The 19023-nt window shown below is 52.5% G+C and carries 14 protein-coding genes; 11 read left to right on the top strand and 3 right to left on the bottom strand.

Going from position 1 to position 19023, the window contains the following annotated elements; all coding sequences use genetic code 11:
* Positions 1 to 34 precede the first annotated feature (34 nt).
* Positions 35 to 457, bottom strand: a complete 423-nt coding sequence (locus JS578_04200) for an OsmC family protein (GenBank protein ID QRX64456.1) — start codon at positions 455 to 457, stop codon at positions 35 to 37.
* 184 nt (positions 458 to 641) lie between these two features.
* Between JS578_04200 and JS578_04195 the strand changes: the two genes are divergently transcribed.
* Together JS578_04195 and JS578_04190 are read left to right on the top strand one after the other, a co-directional pair.
* Positions 642 to 1685, top strand: coding sequence for a type I asparaginase (locus tag JS578_04195; GenBank protein ID QRX64455.1), 1044 nt, complete (start codon positions 642 to 644; stop codon positions 1683 to 1685).
* Positions 1686 to 1817: 132 nt separating this feature from the next.
* Complete coding sequence (locus JS578_04190; protein QRX64454.1) at positions 1818 to 3614, top strand: glycoside hydrolase family 15 protein; 1797 nt, start codon at positions 1818 to 1820, stop codon at positions 3612 to 3614.
* Positions 3615 to 3622: 8 nt separating this feature from the next.
* Here JS578_04190 and JS578_04185 read toward each other — a convergent pair whose 3' ends face one another.
* Positions 3623 to 4732: a mechanosensitive ion channel gene (locus tag JS578_04185; protein ID QRX64453.1), complete on the bottom strand. Its 1110-nt coding sequence runs from the start codon at positions 4730 to 4732 to the stop codon at positions 3623 to 3625.
* A gap of 15 nt (positions 4733 to 4747) precedes the next feature.
* On the bottom strand, positions 4748 to 6919 hold the full coding sequence (locus tag JS578_04180; GenBank protein QRX64452.1) for a bifunctional alpha,alpha-trehalose-phosphate synthase (UDP-forming)/trehalose-phosphatase: 2172 nt from the start codon (positions 6917 to 6919) through the stop codon (positions 4748 to 4750).
* A gap of 378 nt (positions 6920 to 7297) precedes the next feature.
* On the opposite strand from JS578_04180, the gene nifJ reads away from it, so the two are divergent.
* From nifJ to JS578_04135, 9 genes are all read left to right on the top strand, one after another.
* On the top strand, positions 7298 to 10867 hold the full coding sequence (nifJ, locus tag JS578_04175) for a pyruvate:ferredoxin (flavodoxin) oxidoreductase (GenBank protein ID QRX64451.1): 3570 nt from the start codon (positions 7298 to 7300) through the stop codon (positions 10865 to 10867).
* Positions 10868 to 11102: 235 nt separating this feature from the next.
* Entirely contained in the window at positions 11103 to 11531 is a 429-nt protein-coding gene (aroQ, locus tag JS578_04170) for a type II 3-dehydroquinate dehydratase (GenBank protein QRX64450.1), read from the top strand.
* A gap of 40 nt (positions 11532 to 11571) precedes the next feature.
* Complete coding sequence (gene pyk / locus JS578_04165; protein QRX64449.1) at positions 11572 to 13044, top strand: pyruvate kinase; 1473 nt, start codon at positions 11572 to 11574, stop codon at positions 13042 to 13044.
* Positions 13045 to 13070: 26 nt separating this feature from the next.
* Positions 13071 to 13712, top strand: a complete 642-nt coding sequence (locus JS578_04160) for a class I SAM-dependent methyltransferase (protein QRX64448.1) — start codon at positions 13071 to 13073, stop codon at positions 13710 to 13712.
* Between the two features lie 6 nt (positions 13713 to 13718).
* On the top strand, positions 13719 to 14057 hold the full coding sequence (rbfA, locus tag JS578_04155; GenBank protein ID QRX64912.1) for a 30S ribosome-binding factor RbfA: 339 nt from the start codon (positions 13719 to 13721) through the stop codon (positions 14055 to 14057).
* Positions 14058 to 14066: 9 nt separating this feature from the next.
* Positions 14067 to 15305, top strand: coding sequence for an FtsX-like permease family protein (locus JS578_04150; protein QRX64447.1), 1239 nt, complete (start codon positions 14067 to 14069; stop codon positions 15303 to 15305).
* A 50-nt stretch (positions 15306 to 15355) separates the two neighbouring features.
* A complete protein-coding gene (locus tag JS578_04145) occupies positions 15356 to 16675 on the top strand; it encodes a UDP-glucose/GDP-mannose dehydrogenase family protein (GenBank protein QRX64446.1) in 1320 nt (439 codons plus the stop codon).
* Positions 16676 to 16800: 125 nt separating this feature from the next.
* Positions 16801 to 18327 (top strand): DUF1846 domain-containing protein, encoded by a 1527-nt coding sequence (locus JS578_04140; protein QRX64445.1) that lies wholly within the window; start codon positions 16801 to 16803, stop codon positions 18325 to 18327.
* A 244-nt stretch (positions 18328 to 18571) separates the two neighbouring features.
* Positions 18572 to 19003, top strand: a complete 432-nt coding sequence (locus tag JS578_04135; protein ID QRX64444.1) for a hypothetical protein — start codon at positions 18572 to 18574, stop codon at positions 19001 to 19003.
* Positions 19004 to 19023 lie beyond the last annotated feature (20 nt).

Here is a 19023-nt window from a genome sequence, read left to right as displayed (position 1 = left end):
TTACAGAAAAATTTCCATAATCGGTTCAATTTGTTCATCCCTCCTTCACTACCACCTCATAGCTCAGCGGTATGGCTTTGCGGTACATCGCCATCACCCCGCAGTAGCTCTCGAACGAGAGGTTGCAGGCTCTCTCCAGCTTCGCCTTCGGCAGATTCTCCCCTTCAAATTCATAGACCACCTTCAGTGAGGTGTATTGCTTGGGATGCTCTTCGGCCAGCTCTGCATCGATGCGGATTTCAAATTTCTTCAGGTTGATGCGCATTTTGCGGGCGATCTCCACGATGTCGAGACCCGAGCACCCTGCCGCTGAGATCAGCAGCAGCTTCTTGGGCCGCGGACCGGCATCATCACCCCCCTGTTCTTTTCCCAGGTCGATGGATATGGTGTGCCCGTCGATCTCGGTATCAAAAATATTGTTCTCTCGCCAAATTGTCTGAATGGAATGTGTAGCCATAAAAACCTGTTTTATCTGTTTGTAATTTTCTACCCCGTTAAACAAACTGTCATCCGTTTGGTTCGATCATTGTGAAACCGATGGTCAGGATTACTCCTCCGGCTCGTTCCTGTTTGTGAAAAAGTATGTCAAAAAGAAACCACTGTCGATGCAAAATGCTATATTTGCTGCAAAATTGTCCGTGATGATCGATATAAACGCAAACGTATTGCTGATATATACCGGTGGAACCATCGGAATGGTGGAGAATCCCGAGAGTGGTGCGCTGGAGCCTTTCAACTTCAGTCACCTGCGTTCGAATATGCCGGAGATCAAGCGGCTCAACTTCAACGTGGATACCTACCTCTTCGATCCACCCATCGACTCGTCGGACGTCTCCATCACCATCTGGCAGCAGATGGTTCAGGTGATCGAATCACACTACGACCGTTACGACGGTTTTGTGATCCTGCACGGCACCGATACCATGGCCTATACGGCTTCGGCCCTCAGCTTCATGCTGGAGAACCTGAACAAGCCCGTGATCCTCACCGGCTCACAACTGCCCATCGGCAAGTTGCGCACCGACGGCAAGGAGAACCTGATCACAGCACTGGAGATCGCTGCCGACAAGGATGAAACCGGACGTCCGGTGGTGCCGGAGCTCTGCATCTACATGCAGAAACTGTTGATGCGGGGCAACAGGACTACCAAGGTGAATGCCGACCATTTCAGTGCTTTCAACAGCCCCAACTACCCCTATCTGGCGGAGGCGGGACTGGATATACGCTACAACATATCTGCCATTCTCCAGCCGGATGCAGCTCGTCCGGTATGTTTTAATTATGAGCTGGACCGTTACATGGTGGTCTTGAAACTATTTCCCGGCATCAGTCGTGAAGTGGTGCGGGCACATCTCACCGTGCCCGGACTGAGAGGTGTGGTGCTGGAGACATATGGTATCGGCAATTCACCCATCAATCCCTGGTTTATGGAGTTGATCCGTGATGCCGTAGAGCGTGGCATCGTGGTGGTCAACGTCACGCAGTGCCTTTATGGATCGGTGGAGATGCACCGATACGAGAATGGACAACGACTCGAGAGGATCGGGGTGATCGGCGGCTACGACATCACCACCGAGGCGGCGTTGGCCAAGCTGATGGCTCTCTTTGGGAAAGGGTGCCGGCCCAATGAGGTGAAGGAGCTGATGTACCAGTCGTTGCGCGGAGAAATCACGGTGAGGAGATAATTCCTTTCATTATTTGACTCCTTTTTCTATCTTTGTTCTGCTCTAAACAGAATATGAACATTCCTGCCCGGCAATGATTAACCGGCTTTTGCCGCTCTTCCCGAATGCCGGCAGGGGTGAAACAGCTTATCTATGCAAAATCTTGACTACGGAATCATCGGCAACTGCCGTACAGCGGCACTGGTATCTAAAACGGGGAGCATCGACTGGTTCTGCCTGCCCGACTTCGACTCACCCTCCATCTTTGCAGCTCTGCTCGACAGGGAGAAAGGTGGCAGCTTTCACTTTGAGGTGTCGGCGGATTACCAGATCACGCAACGATACAACGGACATACCAATATCCTGCTGACCCGTTTCGAGTCGCCTGATCACGGCTTTATCGTTTTCGACTATATGCCGCGTTACACGACCGAGGCCAATCGCTATTACATGCCGCCCGAGATACACCGCTATATACGGGTCACCAAGGGACAACCGACGGTGCGCGTGGTCTACGACCCGCAGATCAACTACGCACGTGAGAAGGTGCGGCACGAGATAGGGGATCAATACATCAAGACACACTCGGAAGAGGACTCTGAAGACAAGGTCTACCTTTACTCCAGCCTCGACTTTGAGAAGGTGCTCAACCGCGAGGAGGTTGTACTGGAGGGACACCAGTTTTTCCTGCTCTCCTACAACCAGAAGCTGGTGACGGTGGATATCAACCGCATCCTGCTGGACTACGAGCGGACAAAGGTCTACTGGCTCAACTACGTAAATCGTTCACGAGAATATTATCAGTACAACGACATGATCAAGCGCAGCCTGCTGGTGCTCAAGCTGCTCTCCTACCAAAGCTCCGGGGCGATGCTGGCGGCAGCCACCACCAGCCTGCCGGAGAGCATCGGTGAGACCCGCAACTGGGATTACCGCTTCTGCTGGCTGCGCGATGCCTCCATGTCGATCGACACGCTGCTCTTTATGAAACAGCGTACCGCCGCGGAACGCTTCATCGGCTTCGTGAAGAAAATACTCAAGTCGTCGCGCGATGAGCCGATACAGATCATGTACGGCATCCGCGGCGAGCAAACGCTCACCGAAGAGACACTCGATCACCTGAGCGGTTACGAGCACTCACGCCCGGTGCGGATTGGCAACGCTGCTTACCACCAGGTACAGAACGACTCCATCGGCTACCTGATGGATGTGATCTACAAGTACTACCTCTACTTCCCCGGCACACTCGACGAGGTGGAGGAGATCTGGGAGATCATCAAGAACATGGTGCGCTCGGTGAAGGCAGCCTGGCACAAGCCGGACCGCAGCATATGGGAGTTCCGCACCCGGGAGATGCATTTCGTATTCTCCAAGGTGATGAGCTGGGTGGCTTTCGACAGGGCTTCCCTGATCGCGGAGCTGCTGCACAAGGACAGCTACGCCAGAAAGTGGCGCGATGAAGCCGAATCGATTCGCGCGGAGGTCCATGAGAATGGGTGGAACGAGGAGCTGCAATGCTTCACGCAGGCTTACGGCAACAGGGACTACGATTCGTCGCTGTTGCTGATGCAGTTTTACGATTTTATCGCCCCGGACGATGAGCGCTATGTGAAGACGGTGAAGGCGATCAAGGAGAACCTCTACCATGAGGGACTGATGTACCGCTACAAGGCGGAGGATGACTTTGGGGTGCCCACCTCCTCCTTCACCATTTGTACCTTCTGGCTGGTCGAGGCGCTCTTCATGATCGGCGAGCGGGAGGAGGCGAAGGAGATCTTCGAGAAGATGATCTCCTATTCGAACCATGTGGGGCTTTATAGTGAGGACCTCGACTTCCGTACCAAGCGGCAGTTGGGCAACTTCCCGCAGGCCTACTCGCACCTGGCGCTGATCAACACCGCGGTGCTCTTCTCCGAGGAGAAGGAGCTCTCCAAGTTTATACGCCCTTAAACAGGGTGTTAGGATGGGCCCTGATCAGATGCCTGCCGGATTGCCGGAGCGGCAGATGAGGGTGTGCCGGCGGTTATCTTTGCAAATGAGCCAGGGTAGTGGGTGTTGATAAAGTCGATCAGTTTCTCGCGCACGGCCACCCGCAGGTCCCAGTTGCGTGAGGAGTCGGCACTGCTCACCAGAACCCGCAGTTCCTTGAACCATTCCCTGCTGTCGGTCACCTGTATGTTCTGTGCCCTGCCATCCCAGTTGGGATCATCCTTCACGATGCGGGCCAGCTCCTCGCGCAACGGCTCCACCGGCAAGTCGTATGAGACATAGAGCATGGCGCTGCCCAGTATCTGCGAAGTGCTGCGCGTCCAGTTCTGTATCGGGTTGTTGAGGAAGTAATCGATTGGTACGATCAGCCTCCGCTCATCCCATATCCTCACCACAGCGTAGGTGATGTGTATCTCTTCCACGCGACCCCACTCCCCCTCGATCACCACCACGTCATCCAACCTGATGGGCTGTGTAAAGGCAATCTGGATGCCGGAGAAGATCTGTCCGAAGCTGCGCTGGGCGGCGAAGCCGATGATGATACCGGCCACACCGGCCGATGCCAGCAGGCTCATCCCGAGCTGTCTCACCTGCTCAATGGTCATCAGTGCAATGGCGATGAAGAGGAAGACGATGGTGACCACCATGATCCGTTCAATCATGTTCATCTGGGTGAGGCGCTTGCGCGCTTCCAGGTTGTTGGGGTTCTCGATGTCGAACTTCTTCTGCCAGTGGTGAAAGAGAGCCCTGACCACCTGTACCAGGATCCAGCCGACGATGAGGATCAGCATGATCTGGCTTATCTTGCGCAGCACGTTGTAGACCTGCTCCTCTTCGCTGAGCAGTCCGCTGAAAAGGTTGAGCAGCAGGGCGAAGATAAGCCATATGCCCGGAAGGGTGAAGAGTCGCACGATAAAGTCGTCCAGCACGCTTTTGCTATTGTGGACCCGTTTGCGCCACATTTTAATGATCTGCCTGTAGATCAGTGTCAGGATTCCAAAGAGTGTCAGGAAGAGTAACGCGATGAGAGGATAACGGAGAGGGCTTTCCGGTGAGATAAATTGATCGATAATTTCCATCTTGATTGTGCTGCTTTATTGTTGTATCAGTTTGGAGAGGAACGGTATCACGGAGGATTGAAGGGGGATGCGATACTTCGCCGCCGGTGAGAAGCTGCCCACCTTGATGCTGATACCGTCGGTCGGCAGGGCGCGGAACATATCCTCGTCGGTGGTGTCGTCACCAATCGCCAGCACGAAGTCGTAAGTGTCCTTCTCCAGGCGACGAATCACTTCACTTCCCTTGTTGTAATCGGGTGGTTTGATCTCTACAATCTTGTTGCCCGGCACAATTTGCAGGTTGAGTCGTGCACAGGGGCCAATCAGTGCATTGATCAACTGTTGTGCACGCAGCTCGGCCAGCCATACATCCACGTTGCGGTAATGCCATACCAGGGCTGCATCCTTCTGCTCCAGGTGCGAGCGGGGCGTCTTATCGATTGTGTGATGAATGATGTCGAGGATCTCTTCATCCCACTCGATCTCCTCCATTATATTGCGGTGCCACACTCCGTCATCTTTGTAAAAGACACCATGTTCAGCGGCAAAGTCGATAGGGAGCCCAGCGAACCACTTGTCCAGGATCTGGTGGTTGCGACCGCTGTTGATCACAACCTTGTTGTGCTTGTCAGCACTCATTCTTCTGATCAGTTCTAATAACTGTTCCGAGGGAATGGCATCTTCCGGTTTCCTGACGAAGGGTGAGAGGGTGCCATCATAGTCGAGTAGGATAAGTCGTGAAGAAGCCTCATCGTAGGCGCTCTTTATTTGGGTTAGCTGCCGCTTACCCACCACCTTCTGCAGGATCTCCCTGTTCTGTTCCTTGATGCTTCGAAGCTCTTTCACAAAATCGTTTGCCCAGCGCTTCACGGTGCGGGAGGCGATCCGTTTCTGCATCCGGCTCATTCGTTCCCTTTTCTCCTCTAACGGCATGGTGAGCGCCTGCAGGATCGCCTTCTCGATCTCATCCTTGTCGTTGGGGTTGATGATCAGTGCATCCTGCAATTCGATGGATGCGCCAGCCATTTCGCTGAGGATGAGTACACCCGGTTGATCCCGCTTGGCGGCGAGGTACTCTTTGGCTACCAGGTTCATCCCGTCACGCAATGGTGTTACCAGTGCGATGTCAGCGATGTCATACATGGCAATCAACTCCTCGAACGAGAAGCTGCGATAGAAGTAGAAGATGGGGCTCCAGCCCAGTCTGGCATACCTGCCGTTGATCTCGCCGATGGCCTGGTCTATCTTCGCTTTCAGCTCAGCATACATCTCCACGTTGTCGCGTGAGGGAACCACGATCATGGCCAGTGACACCTGCTCGTGGTATTCAGGGTTGTTTTCCAGGAACTGGGCGTACCCGTCGAGCCGGTGCAGGATCCCCTTGCTGTAGTCGAGGCGGTCCACCGAAAGGATCACCTGCTTGTCTGACAGCTTTTCCCTGAGCATGGCCGATTTCTCGCGTACCGCAGGCAATGCGGGTGCCTCGTGGTACTGCTCATAGTTGATTCCCATGGGGAAGGCATCCACATGTACAATCCGCTCCTTGAGGGTGATCTCGTCGAGGTTGCAGTTCAGGTTGAGCACGCGGTAGATGGCACTGATGAAGTGACGCATGTAGTCGTGCGTGTGAAAGCCGATCAAGTCGGCTCCCAACAATCCTTCCAGCACCTCCTCCCGTTCGGGGAGTACCCTGAAGAGCTCATAGGAGGGGAAGGGTATGTGGTGGAAGTAACCGATGCTGGTAGCCGGTTTCCGGTCGCGTATCATCTTCGGCAGCAGCATCAGCTGGTAGTCCTGTACCCACACGATGTCATCGTTCTCGATGAAAGGGAGCGACTCCCGGCTGAAGAGGGCGTTCACCTCGCGGTATGCTGCCCAGTACTCCGCCTTGTATTCAATATAAGAGAAGAAATAGTGGCAGAGGGGCCAGATGGTGCTGTTGCTGTACCCCTCGTAGTAGTTGCTGATCTGTTCGTCACTCAGGAAAACCGGATGGAAGTTGAGCTCGTGAAGCTTTTCGGTGATCTCTTGTCTCTCCGTTTCATCGTCGGTGTGGATGCCGGGCCAGCCAACCCAATACTTCTCAGCTTTGGTCTCCAGTGATCCGAGACCGGTAGCCAGTCCTCCTTCACTGCGTTCAATGGTGAATCCCTCTTCTGAACGTTCAATTTTTACCGGTAGCCTGTTGGCAATGATTACAATCTTCATATGGTCTTTGTTGTATTTGTTTCAATTGTGAATGTCGCATCAGTATCATCTGTATTGTTTGCCCCTCAGCATCGATTTATTTCAAAGGATCAAACATGATGATGTGGTCTGAATCCCCTGTGGTTGATAAAAGGTCAGTATGCCCTGACAATTGAAGAGGCATGAGATGCAATGATACGTTATTATAACATTCACATGCCGGTAAAGATTAAAAATTAATATATTTTAAATTTTCTCCTGAGGAATGGGGTGACGAGAGTGAACAAAAAGCGAGCATCTTTTGTTGTTTCCGCTTTTTTATCGTAATTTCGTAGTCCGAAGCCCAATAAATTAGCACATTATTAACTAAAATTTAACATTTTTAGTAAACATATCATTATGGCAAAACAGAAAAATTATTTGACCTGCGACGGGAATCAGGCTGCTGCACACATCGCCTACATGTTCAGCGAGGTGGCTGCAATCTACCCGATCACACCCTCCTCCACCATGGCGGAGTATGTGGATGAGTGGGCAGCTGCCGGGAGGAAAAACATCTTCGGGCAGCCAGTCCTGGTGCAGGAAATGCAATCGGAAGCGGGAGCTGCCGGGGCCATGCACGGATCGTTGCAGGCCGGCGCCCTCACCTCCACCTTTACCGCCTCACAGGGACTGCTGCTGATGCTGCCCAACATGTATAAGATGGCAGGGGAGTTGCTTCCGGGTGTCTTTCATGTGTCGGCACGAGCATTGGCATCGCATGCCCTTTCCATCTTCGGTGATCATCAGGATGTGATGGCTGCACGCCCCACCGGCTTCGCCCTCTTTGCTACCGGTTCGGTGCAGGAGGTGATGGACATGTCGGCGGTAGCACACCTGGCAGCAATTGAGAGTCGTATCCCCTTCCTTCATTTCTTCGACGGATTCCGCACTTCACACGAGATCCAGAAGATTGAAGCATTGACGAACGACGACCTGGCACCGCTGATCAATCAGGAAGCACTCAAAGGATTCCGCGACAGGGCCCTCTCGCCCGATGCACCCGTGACACGCGGAACAGCACAGAACGACGATATTTATTTCCAGGCACGCGAAGCCTCCAACCCATTCTATGCCAATGTGCCGGACGTGGTGGAGAAGTATCTGGATAAGTTGGCAGCCGTCACAGGCCGCAAGTATGGATTGTTCGACTACTACGGTGATCCGGAAGCGGAACGGGTGGTGATCGCCATGGGCTCTGTTACGGAAACCATCCGTGAGGTTGTGGATCATCTCACCGCCAAGGGTGAGAAGGTGGGTGTGGTAGCTGTACACCTTTACCGCCCCTTCAAGGCATCCGCCTTCCTCTCGGCAGTACCAGCCACTGCGAAAAGGATTGCGGTGCTCGACCGCACCAAGGAGCCGGGAGCTACCGGTCAGCCGCTATACCTGGATGTGAAGGACTGCTACTTTGGCAAGGAGAATGCACCGGAGGTGGTGGGCGGTATCTACGGTCTTTCATCGAAAGATACTACTCCCTCACAGATCCTCTCGGTATTCGAGAATCTCTCGATGAACCTGCCGAAGAATGATTTCACCATCGGCATCGTGGACGATGTCACTTTCAAGTCGCTCCCCATGAAGGAGGAGGTTGCGATGGATGAGACCACCTATGAGGCCAAGTTTTACGGGTTGGGTTCTGATGGTACCGTTGGTGCCAACAAGAATTCGATCAAGATCATTGGTGACAACACCGACAAATATGTGCAGGCATACTTTGCCTACGACTCCAAGAAGTCGGGCGGTTTCACCTGTTCACACCTACGTTTTGGCGACAATGCCATCCGTTCCACCTATCTGGTGAACACTCCCAATTTCGTGGCATGCCATGTGCCGGCCTATCTGCATCTTTATGATGTGACCAAGGGATTGAAGAAGAACGGTACTTTCCTGCTGAACTCAGTATGGCCCAAAGAAGAGGTGGCCAACCACCTGCCCGACAATGTGAAGCGCTACTTCGCGTTGAACAACATTCGCTTCTATATCATCAATGCGACGGTAATAGCTGATGAAATTGGCCTGGGCAACCGTACCAACACCATCCTGCAATCGGCATTCTTCAAGATCTCGAACGTGATCCCCTACGACCAGGCGGTGGAGCAGATGAAGAAATTCATTGTGAAGTCCTACGGAAAGAAGGGTGAAGAGGTGGTGAAGATGAACTTTGCTGCCGTTGATCGCGGTGGTGACGTGGAAGAGGTAGAGGTGCTGCCAGAATGGGCAACGCTGGGTGTTGTTGAGACAACAACCGATGATGCTCCTGCCTTTATCCATCAGGTGGTACGTCCCGTGAACGCTCAGCGCGGGTATGACCTTCCGGTGTCTGCTTTCACTGGACGTGAGGACGGAACTTGGGAGCAGGGGACTACAGCATTCGAGAAGCGTGGTGTAGCTGCCAGCGTACCTGTATGGAATCCTGATACTTGTATTCAGTGTAACCAATGTGCCTATGTGTGCCCCCACGCCACAATTCGTCCGTTTGTACTCGATGAATCGGAACAGCAGGGTCTGGGTGAAGGCGTTGAGTTGCTAAAGGCACAGGGTAAGCAACTGTCCGGAATGGCTTTCCGCATTCAGGTCGACGTGCTCGACTGTCTCGGTTGCGGCAACTGCGTTGATGTGTGTCCCGGCAAGAAGGGCGAGAAGGCACTTGAGATGGTGCCGATCGGTACGCAGTATGACAACCAGCAGAACTGGGATTACATGGTGAAGAATGTCTCCAGCAAGGCGCACCTGGTCGATGTGACGCTGAACGTGAAGAATACACAGTTCGCCAAACCGCTCTTTGAGTTCTCCGGAGCCTGTTCCGGTTGTGGAGAAACGCCCTACATCAAGCTGATCACACAGCTCTATGGCGACCGGATGATGATTGCCAACGCCACCGGATGTTCCTCCATCTATGGAGCTTCCGCACCGGCTACCCCCTACACCACGAACGAGGAGGGCAAGGGTCCCTCATGGGCCAACTCGCTCTTTGAGGACAATGCCGAGTTCGGTTATGGTTTCGTTATTGCACACAACAGCATGCGCAACCACCTCAGCGAGCTGATGCAGAAAGGTCTTGCATCCGATGACTTCACCGCAGAACAGAAAGATCTCTTTACCCAATGGCTGGAGAAGAAAGCTGATGCAGAGGGATCGAAAGAAGCTTCTGCACAGCTGGTGGCTGCCCTCACAGGAGTCAATCATCCCGTGGCACAGGAGATCCTCTCGATGGAAAAGTACCTCACCAAGAAATCGATCTGGGTGTTTGGTGGTGACGGCTGGGCCTATGACATCGGCTTCGGCGGTCTCGACCATGTGCTGGCCAGCGGTCAGGATATCAACATCCTGGTGCTCGACACAGAAGTCTACTCCAACACCGGAGGTCAGTCTTCCAAGTCCACACCAACGGCTGCGGTAGCCAAGTTCGCGGCAGCGGGCAAGCGGATCCGCAAGAAGGATCTAGGCATGATCGCCGCCACCTATGGCTACGTTTACGTTGCACAGGTAGCAATGGGTGCCAACCAGTCGCACTACCTCAAGGCCTTGAAAGAGGCGGAGTCCTATCACGGTCCCTCCATCATCATCGCCTACTCGCCCTGTATCAGCCATGGACTGAAAAAGGGTATGGGTACTGCACAGTCGGAAGAGAAAGCAGCGGTAGAATGCGGTTACTGGCACCTCTGGCGCTATGATCCGCGCCTGGAAGATGAAGGGAAGAACCCGTTCCAACTCGACAGCAAGGAACCGGACTGGAGCAAGTTCCGCGACTTCCTGATGGGAGAGGTGCGTTACACGCAGCTGATCAAGTCTTTCCCCCGTCAGGCCGACGAGCTGTTCGATGCAGCCCGTGATAACGCGCAATGGCGTTATCGCTCCTACCAGCGGATGGCTGCGGCGCACTATGGTGAGCCGGCCGGAGAAGCGGTAGGGACTGTTGAGGAATAAAACTGATAATAACGATCATACACTTTGATTCCGGTGGTGTTGCTTTGATGTGACACCACCGGTTTTTTTTGCATCAACGTGATGGTTTTGAAGATGAAATACTGAATGACAGAAATGATTCTTTCACCGGGAAATAGTTGTATCTTTGCAGTGAAAAGAAGGACTCTGATATCGCTGTTTTGGGATGTGAATGCCCTAGACCGATATCGGAAATCCGGTACTCAAAATTACTTTTATGAAGATTCAAATCATCAACGGTCCCAACCTGAACCTGCTGGGTCTCCGTGAACCGGAGACCTATGGCAGCCAATCTTTTGATCACTACCTGGACAGATTGCAGGCTGCTTACCCTGCTGTCACTCTCACTGTTTACCAGTCGAATGTGGAAGGGGAGTTGATCAACAAGATCCAGGAGGCAGGTTATGGAAGCGATGGCATCATCCTCAATGCCGGGGGCTACACCCACACCTCTGTGGCCATGCGTGATGCGATCAAAGCCGTGCCCGCACCGGTTGTGGAGGTGCATATCTCCAACGTACATGCCAGGGAAGAGTTCCGTCACCACTCCCTGCTGTCGGCCGTCTGCCGCGGTGTGATAGCCGGGTTTGGCCTCGACTCCTATCGACTGGCTTTGGAAGCGTTACTGGAAGCAAACAAAAAGTAAATCCAAACGTTACATAAATTGAACAATCCAAAAGAAATATATGCTTAAACAAACTAAGATCATCGCTACCATTTCCGACAAGCGATGCGACGTGCCTTTTCTCCGTGAACTGTTTGAGGCAGGAATGAATGTGGTGCGGCTTAACTCAGCACACCTCGATGAAGAGGGTTTTTTGAAAATCATCAACAACACCCGTGAGGTATCAAACCGTATTGCTATTCTTGTAGACACCAAGGGCCCTGAGATACGGACTACCGTTGCCGAAAACCCCATTGATCTCAAGACGGGCGACCAGGTGAAGATTGTTGGCAATCCTGCCGGCATCTCCACACGCGAAACCATCTGCATCTCCTATCCCAACATCACGGAAGAGATGAAGGTGGGCGATGATATCCTGATTGATGATGGTGAGATTGATCTGAAGGTGATCGCCGTCACTCCCGGTTACCTGCTCTGTAGTGCCCAGAACGACGGCACCGTGGGGAGCCGCAAGAGTGTTAACATCCCCGGTGTGCGCATCAGTCTGCCGGCCATCACAGAACGAGATCGTGAGTTTATTGCATTGTCAGTCAAACATGATGTCGATTTCATTGCCCACTCATTCGTGCGCAGCAAAGCTGATGTGATAGCGGTACAGGAGATCCTCGACGAGTTGAAGAGTCCGATCAAGATCATCGCTAAGATTGAGAACCAGGAGGGCGTGGACAATGCCGATGAGATCCTGGATGTGGCCTTCGGCATCATGGTTGCCCGTGGCGACCTGGGCATCGAAGTGCCGCAGGAGAAGATCCCCGGCATTCAGCGGGTGCTGATCAAACAGGCAGTACAACACAAGAAGCCGGTGATCGTGGCCACGCAGATGCTTCACTCCATGATTCACAACCCTCGTCCCACAAGGGCGGAGATCACCGATATCGCCAACGCCATCTATTACCGTACCGATGCTGTGATGCTCAGTGGTGAGACCGCTTATGGCAAGTATCCTGTTGAGGCGGTGCGCACCATGACCAAAACTGCTTACGAAGCTGAGAAGACCAAGCTGGCTGAGAACGACATCAGGGTGCCATACGTGCAATATGATGACCGTGAGGTGACTGAGTTCTTAGCCAAACAGGCGGTTAAAGCTACTATGCGGATGAACGTAAAGGCAATCGTGACCGACAGTCATACCGGACGTACGGCACGCGTGCTGGCAGCCTTCCGCGGCAAGAGCACTGTATATGCCATTGCCACCTCTGAGCGACTCGCTCGGGAGCTGGCGCTTTCATATGGTGTATGGGCAGAGTATCAACAGGGTAAGGGTGATGGCAACACCAAGGAGAGCCGTAGAGCATACTTTGTGGCTGCCATCAAGCGCTTGCTGGAGAGGGGACTGATTGAACGCAAAGATCGTGTGGCCTACCTGGGCGGTAGCTTTGGTGAAGTGGGAGGAACAACCTACCTGGAGATCATCGAGGCATGGCGCATCATGGAAGCGAAGGAGAAGTATAACCTGCCGGATTACACCGAGTAATCCATAGCAAGTTCTTTGCAGGGCATATGATCAATACCGATCCCATGGATGCGTATCTGCTTCGTCACATCGATGAGGAGCCTGAACTGTTGCGGGAGATTCACCGTGAAACACATCTGAAGCTGCTGCACGGTTATATGGTTTCGGGACATCTCCAGGGTAGGGTGTTGAAAATGCTGGTGCAGATGATAGGTCCCTCCCGTGTGCTTGAGATTGGCACCTATACCGGCTATTCGGCACTCTGCATCGCCGAGGGACTGGAGGAGGGAGCCGAGTTGCATACCATCGAGATCGATGATGAGCTGGAGGAGATGATTCGTCGCAATTTCAAGCGCTCAAAACATGGGGAGCGCATTACACTTCACATTGGAGATGCGGAAGAGCTGCTGCCGCAGTTTGAAGATGATTCCTTCGATCTGGCCTTCATCGATGGAGACAAGCGGAACTATTGGTCGGTCTATGAGGCAACACTGCCGAAGGTCAAAAAGGGTGGGTTTCTCCTGGCTGACAATACCCTCTGGCATGGCAAGGTGCTTGAAACAGCAGGATCAGCCGACAGGCAGACACTGGGGATACAGGAGTTTAACGAACGACTGGCAGCCGACAGCCGTGTAGAGAAGGTGATCATACCTCTCCGCGACGGATTGACGCTGATCAGGAAAAAATAAAACATGATGGAATCGAACAGACAACAGAAAATAAACCGGTTGATCCAGAAAGAACTGAGCGAGATCTTCCTGCTGGAAACAAAGAAGATGCATGGCGTCTTCATCTCGGTGACCAACGTGAGGGTCTCCCCCGACCTGGGTATTGCACACGCCTATCTCAGCATCTTCCCCTCAGAAAATGCAGAGACGCTGATCACCAATATCAACGACAACGTGAAGTCATTGCGTTACGACCTGGGAAAGCGGGTGGGTAAGCAGCTGCGGGTGATACCCGAACTCACCTTTCACCTGGACGACTCGCTCGACTATATCGAGAACATTGACCGATTGCTTAAAAACGATTAACCAGGCAGATTGAATCTATCCCTATTCATAGCGCGCCGGTATCTTTTTGCCCGGAAATCACACAATGCCATCAATGTGATCTCCGCCATCTCTGTTTGCGGCATTGCCATTGCCACCATGGCCATGGTGACGGTGCTTTCTGTCTTTAATGGTTTCGGGGGTATCGTGGAGGGACTCTTCAGTGCCTTTGACCCCCATCTCAAGATTACGGCAAGGGAAGGGAAAGTATTCAGTTACAACACTCCTGCATTTGACAAGTTGTTACAGCTCCCGACGATAATGACCGTTTCCGAGTCGCTTGAAGAAAATGCATTGTTCAAGTTCGAGGATCAGCAGGTACCGGTACGGGTGAAAGGAGTGCCCGAGGAGTTTCGTCTGATGACCGACATGGAACGGCTTATGGTGGATGGTGCCTTTCGCCTGCAGGAAGATGTGGTCAACTACACAACGCTTGGCGCGGGATTAGCCGCCACGCTAGGTGCCCGCCCCGGCTTCATCAACCCTGTGGAGATCTATGCTCCGCGACGTGATGCACGGGTCAATCTGGCCAACCCATCAGCCGCATTCAGGATTGGATATGCACAGATTGGGGGTGTTTTCACCCTTAACCAGCCGGAAGTGGATGAGCAGATGGCCATCATCCCCATCTCTCTGGCGCGTGAGCTCTTCAGCTATGAGGATGAGGTCACCTCCCTCGATATCATGCTTACTGCCGATGCGTCGGTGAAGAAAACAAAAAAGCAAATTGAACGATTCCTGGGTGATGATTTTCTGGTGGAGGATCGCTATGAGCAACAACGTGAGTCGTTCCGGATGCTTCAGATCGAGAAATGGGTCACCTTCCTGATTCTGGTTTTTATTCTGCTGATTGCCGTTTTCAATGTCGTGGGGTCTCTCTCCATGCTGATCGTTGAAAAGCGAGCCGACATCCGCAGCCTGCAGCATATGGGTGCTTCCAATCGCCTCGTGGCCCGTATCTTCCTTTACGAAGGTTGGCTCATCACCTTTATCGGCATCATCAGCGGAATGGTGGCGGGACTCGCGCTCTGCCTCCTCCAGCAGCACTTTGGCCTGTTGCGCCTGAGCAATGTGCCGGGCGCCTACATCATCGATGCCTATCCTGTGATCGTGAATTTTGTTGACCTGCTGGTGGTCTTTGGTGTGGTGAGCCTGATCGGAATCCTCACGGTGCTCTACCCGGTGAATAACCTGAGGAAACAGCTGTCGGCTGTCACTTATCAGTTGTAAGCAGGTAATTCTAACCTTGTGAATGCATACAAAGAAAAGAGAAACATAATATGAAAATTGCTGTAGTTGGAACGGGGTACGTGGGACTGGTCTCAGGTGCCTGCTTTGCGGAGATGGGTGTGGATGTAACCTGCGTTGACATCGACCGGAAAAAGATAGAAGGATTGAATCAGGGCGTGATTCCCATCTATGAGCCCGGACTCAACAGGATTGTAGAACGGAACCGCGAGGCGGAGCGACTTCACTTCACCACTGATCTTTCATCGGTGATCAACCAAATGTCAATCGTTTTTATCGCTGTGGGAACACCTTCCGACGAGGGGGGCAACGCCGATCTCTCCTATGTGATGAAGGTTGCTGAGACCATAGCAGATCACATTACCAAACCTTTGCTGATTGTCACCAAAAGCACCGTGCCGGTGGGTACCTCACACCGCATCCGTGACCTGGTGCGGCAGCGACTCGACAACAGGGGACTGCAGGACCTGTTTTTCGATGTAGCCTCCAATCCTGAGTTCCTGAAAGAGGGTGCCGCCATCAATGACTTCATGAGCCCCGACCGTGTGGTGGTGGGCGTGGAGAGCGAACGGGCCAAAGAGCTGATGACGAAGCTATACCGCCCCTTCCTGCTCAACAACTTCCGGGTAATCTTCATGGACATCCTCTCCTCAGAGATGACCAAATATGCCTCCAACGCGATGCTGGCCACGCGTATCAGCTTCATGAACGACATTGCCAACCTCTGCGAGCGGGTGGGAGCCGACGTGAACATGGTGCGACGGGGCATGGGTAGTGACTCCCGCATCGGACGCAGCTTTCTCTACCCCGGGTGCGGTTACGGCGGCAGCTGTTTCCCTAAGGATATACGCGCCCTAATCAGCGTGGCCGAGGGGGTAGGTTATGAGATGAAACTGCTCAAGGCGGTGGAGGAGGTGAACAACCAACAGAAAAACATCCTCTTTGAGAAGTTTGCAAAACATTTTAACGGAGAGCTGAAGGGGCTGACGGTTGCCGTCTGGGGGCTCTCCTTTAAGCCGGAGACCGATGACGTACGTGATGCTCCCTCACTCACACTGATCCGCAGCCTGCTTGATGCCGGTGTCACTATCCGCACCTACGATCCGGCAGCAATTGAAGAGGCTCGCCACCTACTGGGTGATGCTGTCTACTACGCCAATGACATCTACGATGCGGCGCTCGATGCAGATGCATTGATCGTACCCACCGAGTGGAAAGAATTCCGCCTGCCAAACTGGGACGTTTTGAAGAAGATCATGCGGTGCCACGTGGTGATAGACGGCCGCAACATCTACAATGGCCCGGAACTGACTTCTCTTGGTTTCGCCTACCACGGGATCGGGCAGAAATGACGCCTCAAGTTACTGCATCCGGAGCAGGTTGAAAGATTATTTCGAAAAAGCCAACGAAATGCTTTCAATCCCCCCGCAATTTTGGTAATTTTGATTCCGAATTTAGGAATGGAAGATTCGGGAAGATGGAACAAACAAGTCGTATAGGTTTTGACAACGAGAAATACCTACAGGAACAGAGCAAAGCTATCCTGGAAAGAGTCAATCAGTTTAGCGATAAATTATACCTTGAATTTGGAGGTAAAATCCTGTACGATTACCATGCGTCGCGTGTGCTGCCGGGCTTTGCCCCGAACGTGAAGATTCGTTTGTTGCAGAACCTCAAGGATCAGGTAGATGTCATCATGTGCGTTTTTGCCGGAGACATCGAAAGAAACAAGATCAGGGCCGATTTTGGAATCACCTACGATGTGGATGTACTGAAAAGCATTGATGACCTGAAATGGTACGGGATTCATGTGGCCGCGGTGGTGATCACCCGTTTTGAGGGTCAGCCTGCTGCTACTGTATTCAAGAACAAGCTTGAACTGAAAGGAATCAGGGTTTACCTGCACCACCCCACCAAAGGGTATCCCAAGAATGTGGAGCTGATTGTCAGCGACGAGGGATATGGTGCCAACGAATACATCGAAACCACGAAGCCGATTGTCGTACTGACCGGACCCGGTCCGGGAAGTGGCAAGCTGGCTACCGCACTGGGCAATTTATACCACGACATCAAAAAGGGACTGAAAGCCGGGTACGCCAAATTTGAAACTTTTCCTGTATGGGATCTGCCGGCCGATCATTTGGTGAACGTTGCCTACGAAGCGGCAACAGCCGATCTGAGGGATGTGAACATGATTGATACGCATCACCTGAAAGCCTATGGCGTGAAAGTTGTGAACTACAACCGAGACATAGAGGCGTTTGGGTTGTTGAAAAAGATGCTGGAAAAGATCACCGGGTCAACATCGGTCTACTTGTCTCCCACCGATATGGGTGTGAACCGTATCAGTTCAGGGATCATCGACGACAAGATATGTCAGGATGCTGCCTATCAGGAGATTATTCGCCGACACCTGAGAAGTTTCGTGGAATATGCCACGGGAAGAGCTGGGAAAGATACGGTGAACCGCAACACCGAGATCATGGACAAAGTAGGGGCCAAAGATGAAGACCGTCTGGTGGTTGAGCCCGCCCGCCGGGCAGCGAAAGATGCCGAACTCAACGAGAAGGGGTATGGCGGCATCTATTGCGGTGCTGCCATTGAATTGCATGACGGTACCATTGTCACAGGTAAGAACTCCACTTTGCTGCACGCCTCCTCCAGCATGATTCTCAATGCGACCAAACATCTGGCCGGGTTGCCCGACAGTATGATCCTCCTTCCGGAGAACATCATTGACTCGGTCACGCATCTGAAGAAGAATATCCTGAACGGTAAAAATGTCAGCCTGGATGTGGAAGAGACGTTGATTGCCCTCTCCATCAGTGCGATATCAAACCCTGCAGCTCAAATGGCCCTGCACAAGCTCACCGAGTTGAACAACTGTGAGATGCACTCCTCTCACATCCCCACACCCGGGGATGAAGCAGGTCTCCGGAAATTGAAAATTAATTTTACCTGCGATCCTCTTTTCTCCAGCAAGCGGCTCTTCGTGAGTGAATAAGGAGAGATTGAACTCCATGCCACAGATATATTCATTGCCCGCATACCGTTGATCCCAAATAGTAGCTGCATTCTACTTTTTATATTTCATTTTTCCTGCGGATTGAGGTGTTATGTTTCATTCGAGATACTATGAATTGCCTACCCTTTTGATTTATTAAAGCCGTTTTTTGAAACAATTATGGGAAGAATTTGTTTTGAATTTGTTATATTTGTTCTTTCACCGAAGATTCAGTGCATAAAAAATGAGAAAAGGAGTCGCCATACTGCTGACAATGATCATGCTGCTGACCGGCATCCAGCCGGTGCTCTCGCTGCATCTCTGCGGAGGTAACCTCTTCTCTGTCTCCCTGGTTGAAGAGGTTGCACCTTTGACCTGCTGTGACATTCCGGAGACGGCTACACCGGAAAACTCTCCTGCTTTTTCTACCTATCATGCCGATTGCTGTGACTTCCAGTCGCTGGAACTCTCCACGGATGATTTCAGTCACGAGGTTGATCAGCAGAACCATCGCAGCCAGACACCCGTCACCGTTCCCCTCTGGGCAGTGATCCGGTCGCTCCTCCATCAGGTTCTTCCCGACGAACCCCAACCTCTGCTGCAACTCTACCCACCTGCCGGTTTGGGCAGGCTCACCACCAACTTGCTCACCCTGATCTGTATCTACCGACTTTGATTTGTCCGGGTTGCTGAGAG

It is taken from the genome of Dysgonomonadaceae bacterium zrk40, assembly GCA_016916535.1.
Lineage (GTDB): Bacteria > Bacteroidota > Bacteroidia > Bacteroidales > Dysgonomonadaceae > Proteiniphilum.
This window is presented reverse-complemented; position numbering and strand designations above follow the sequence as displayed.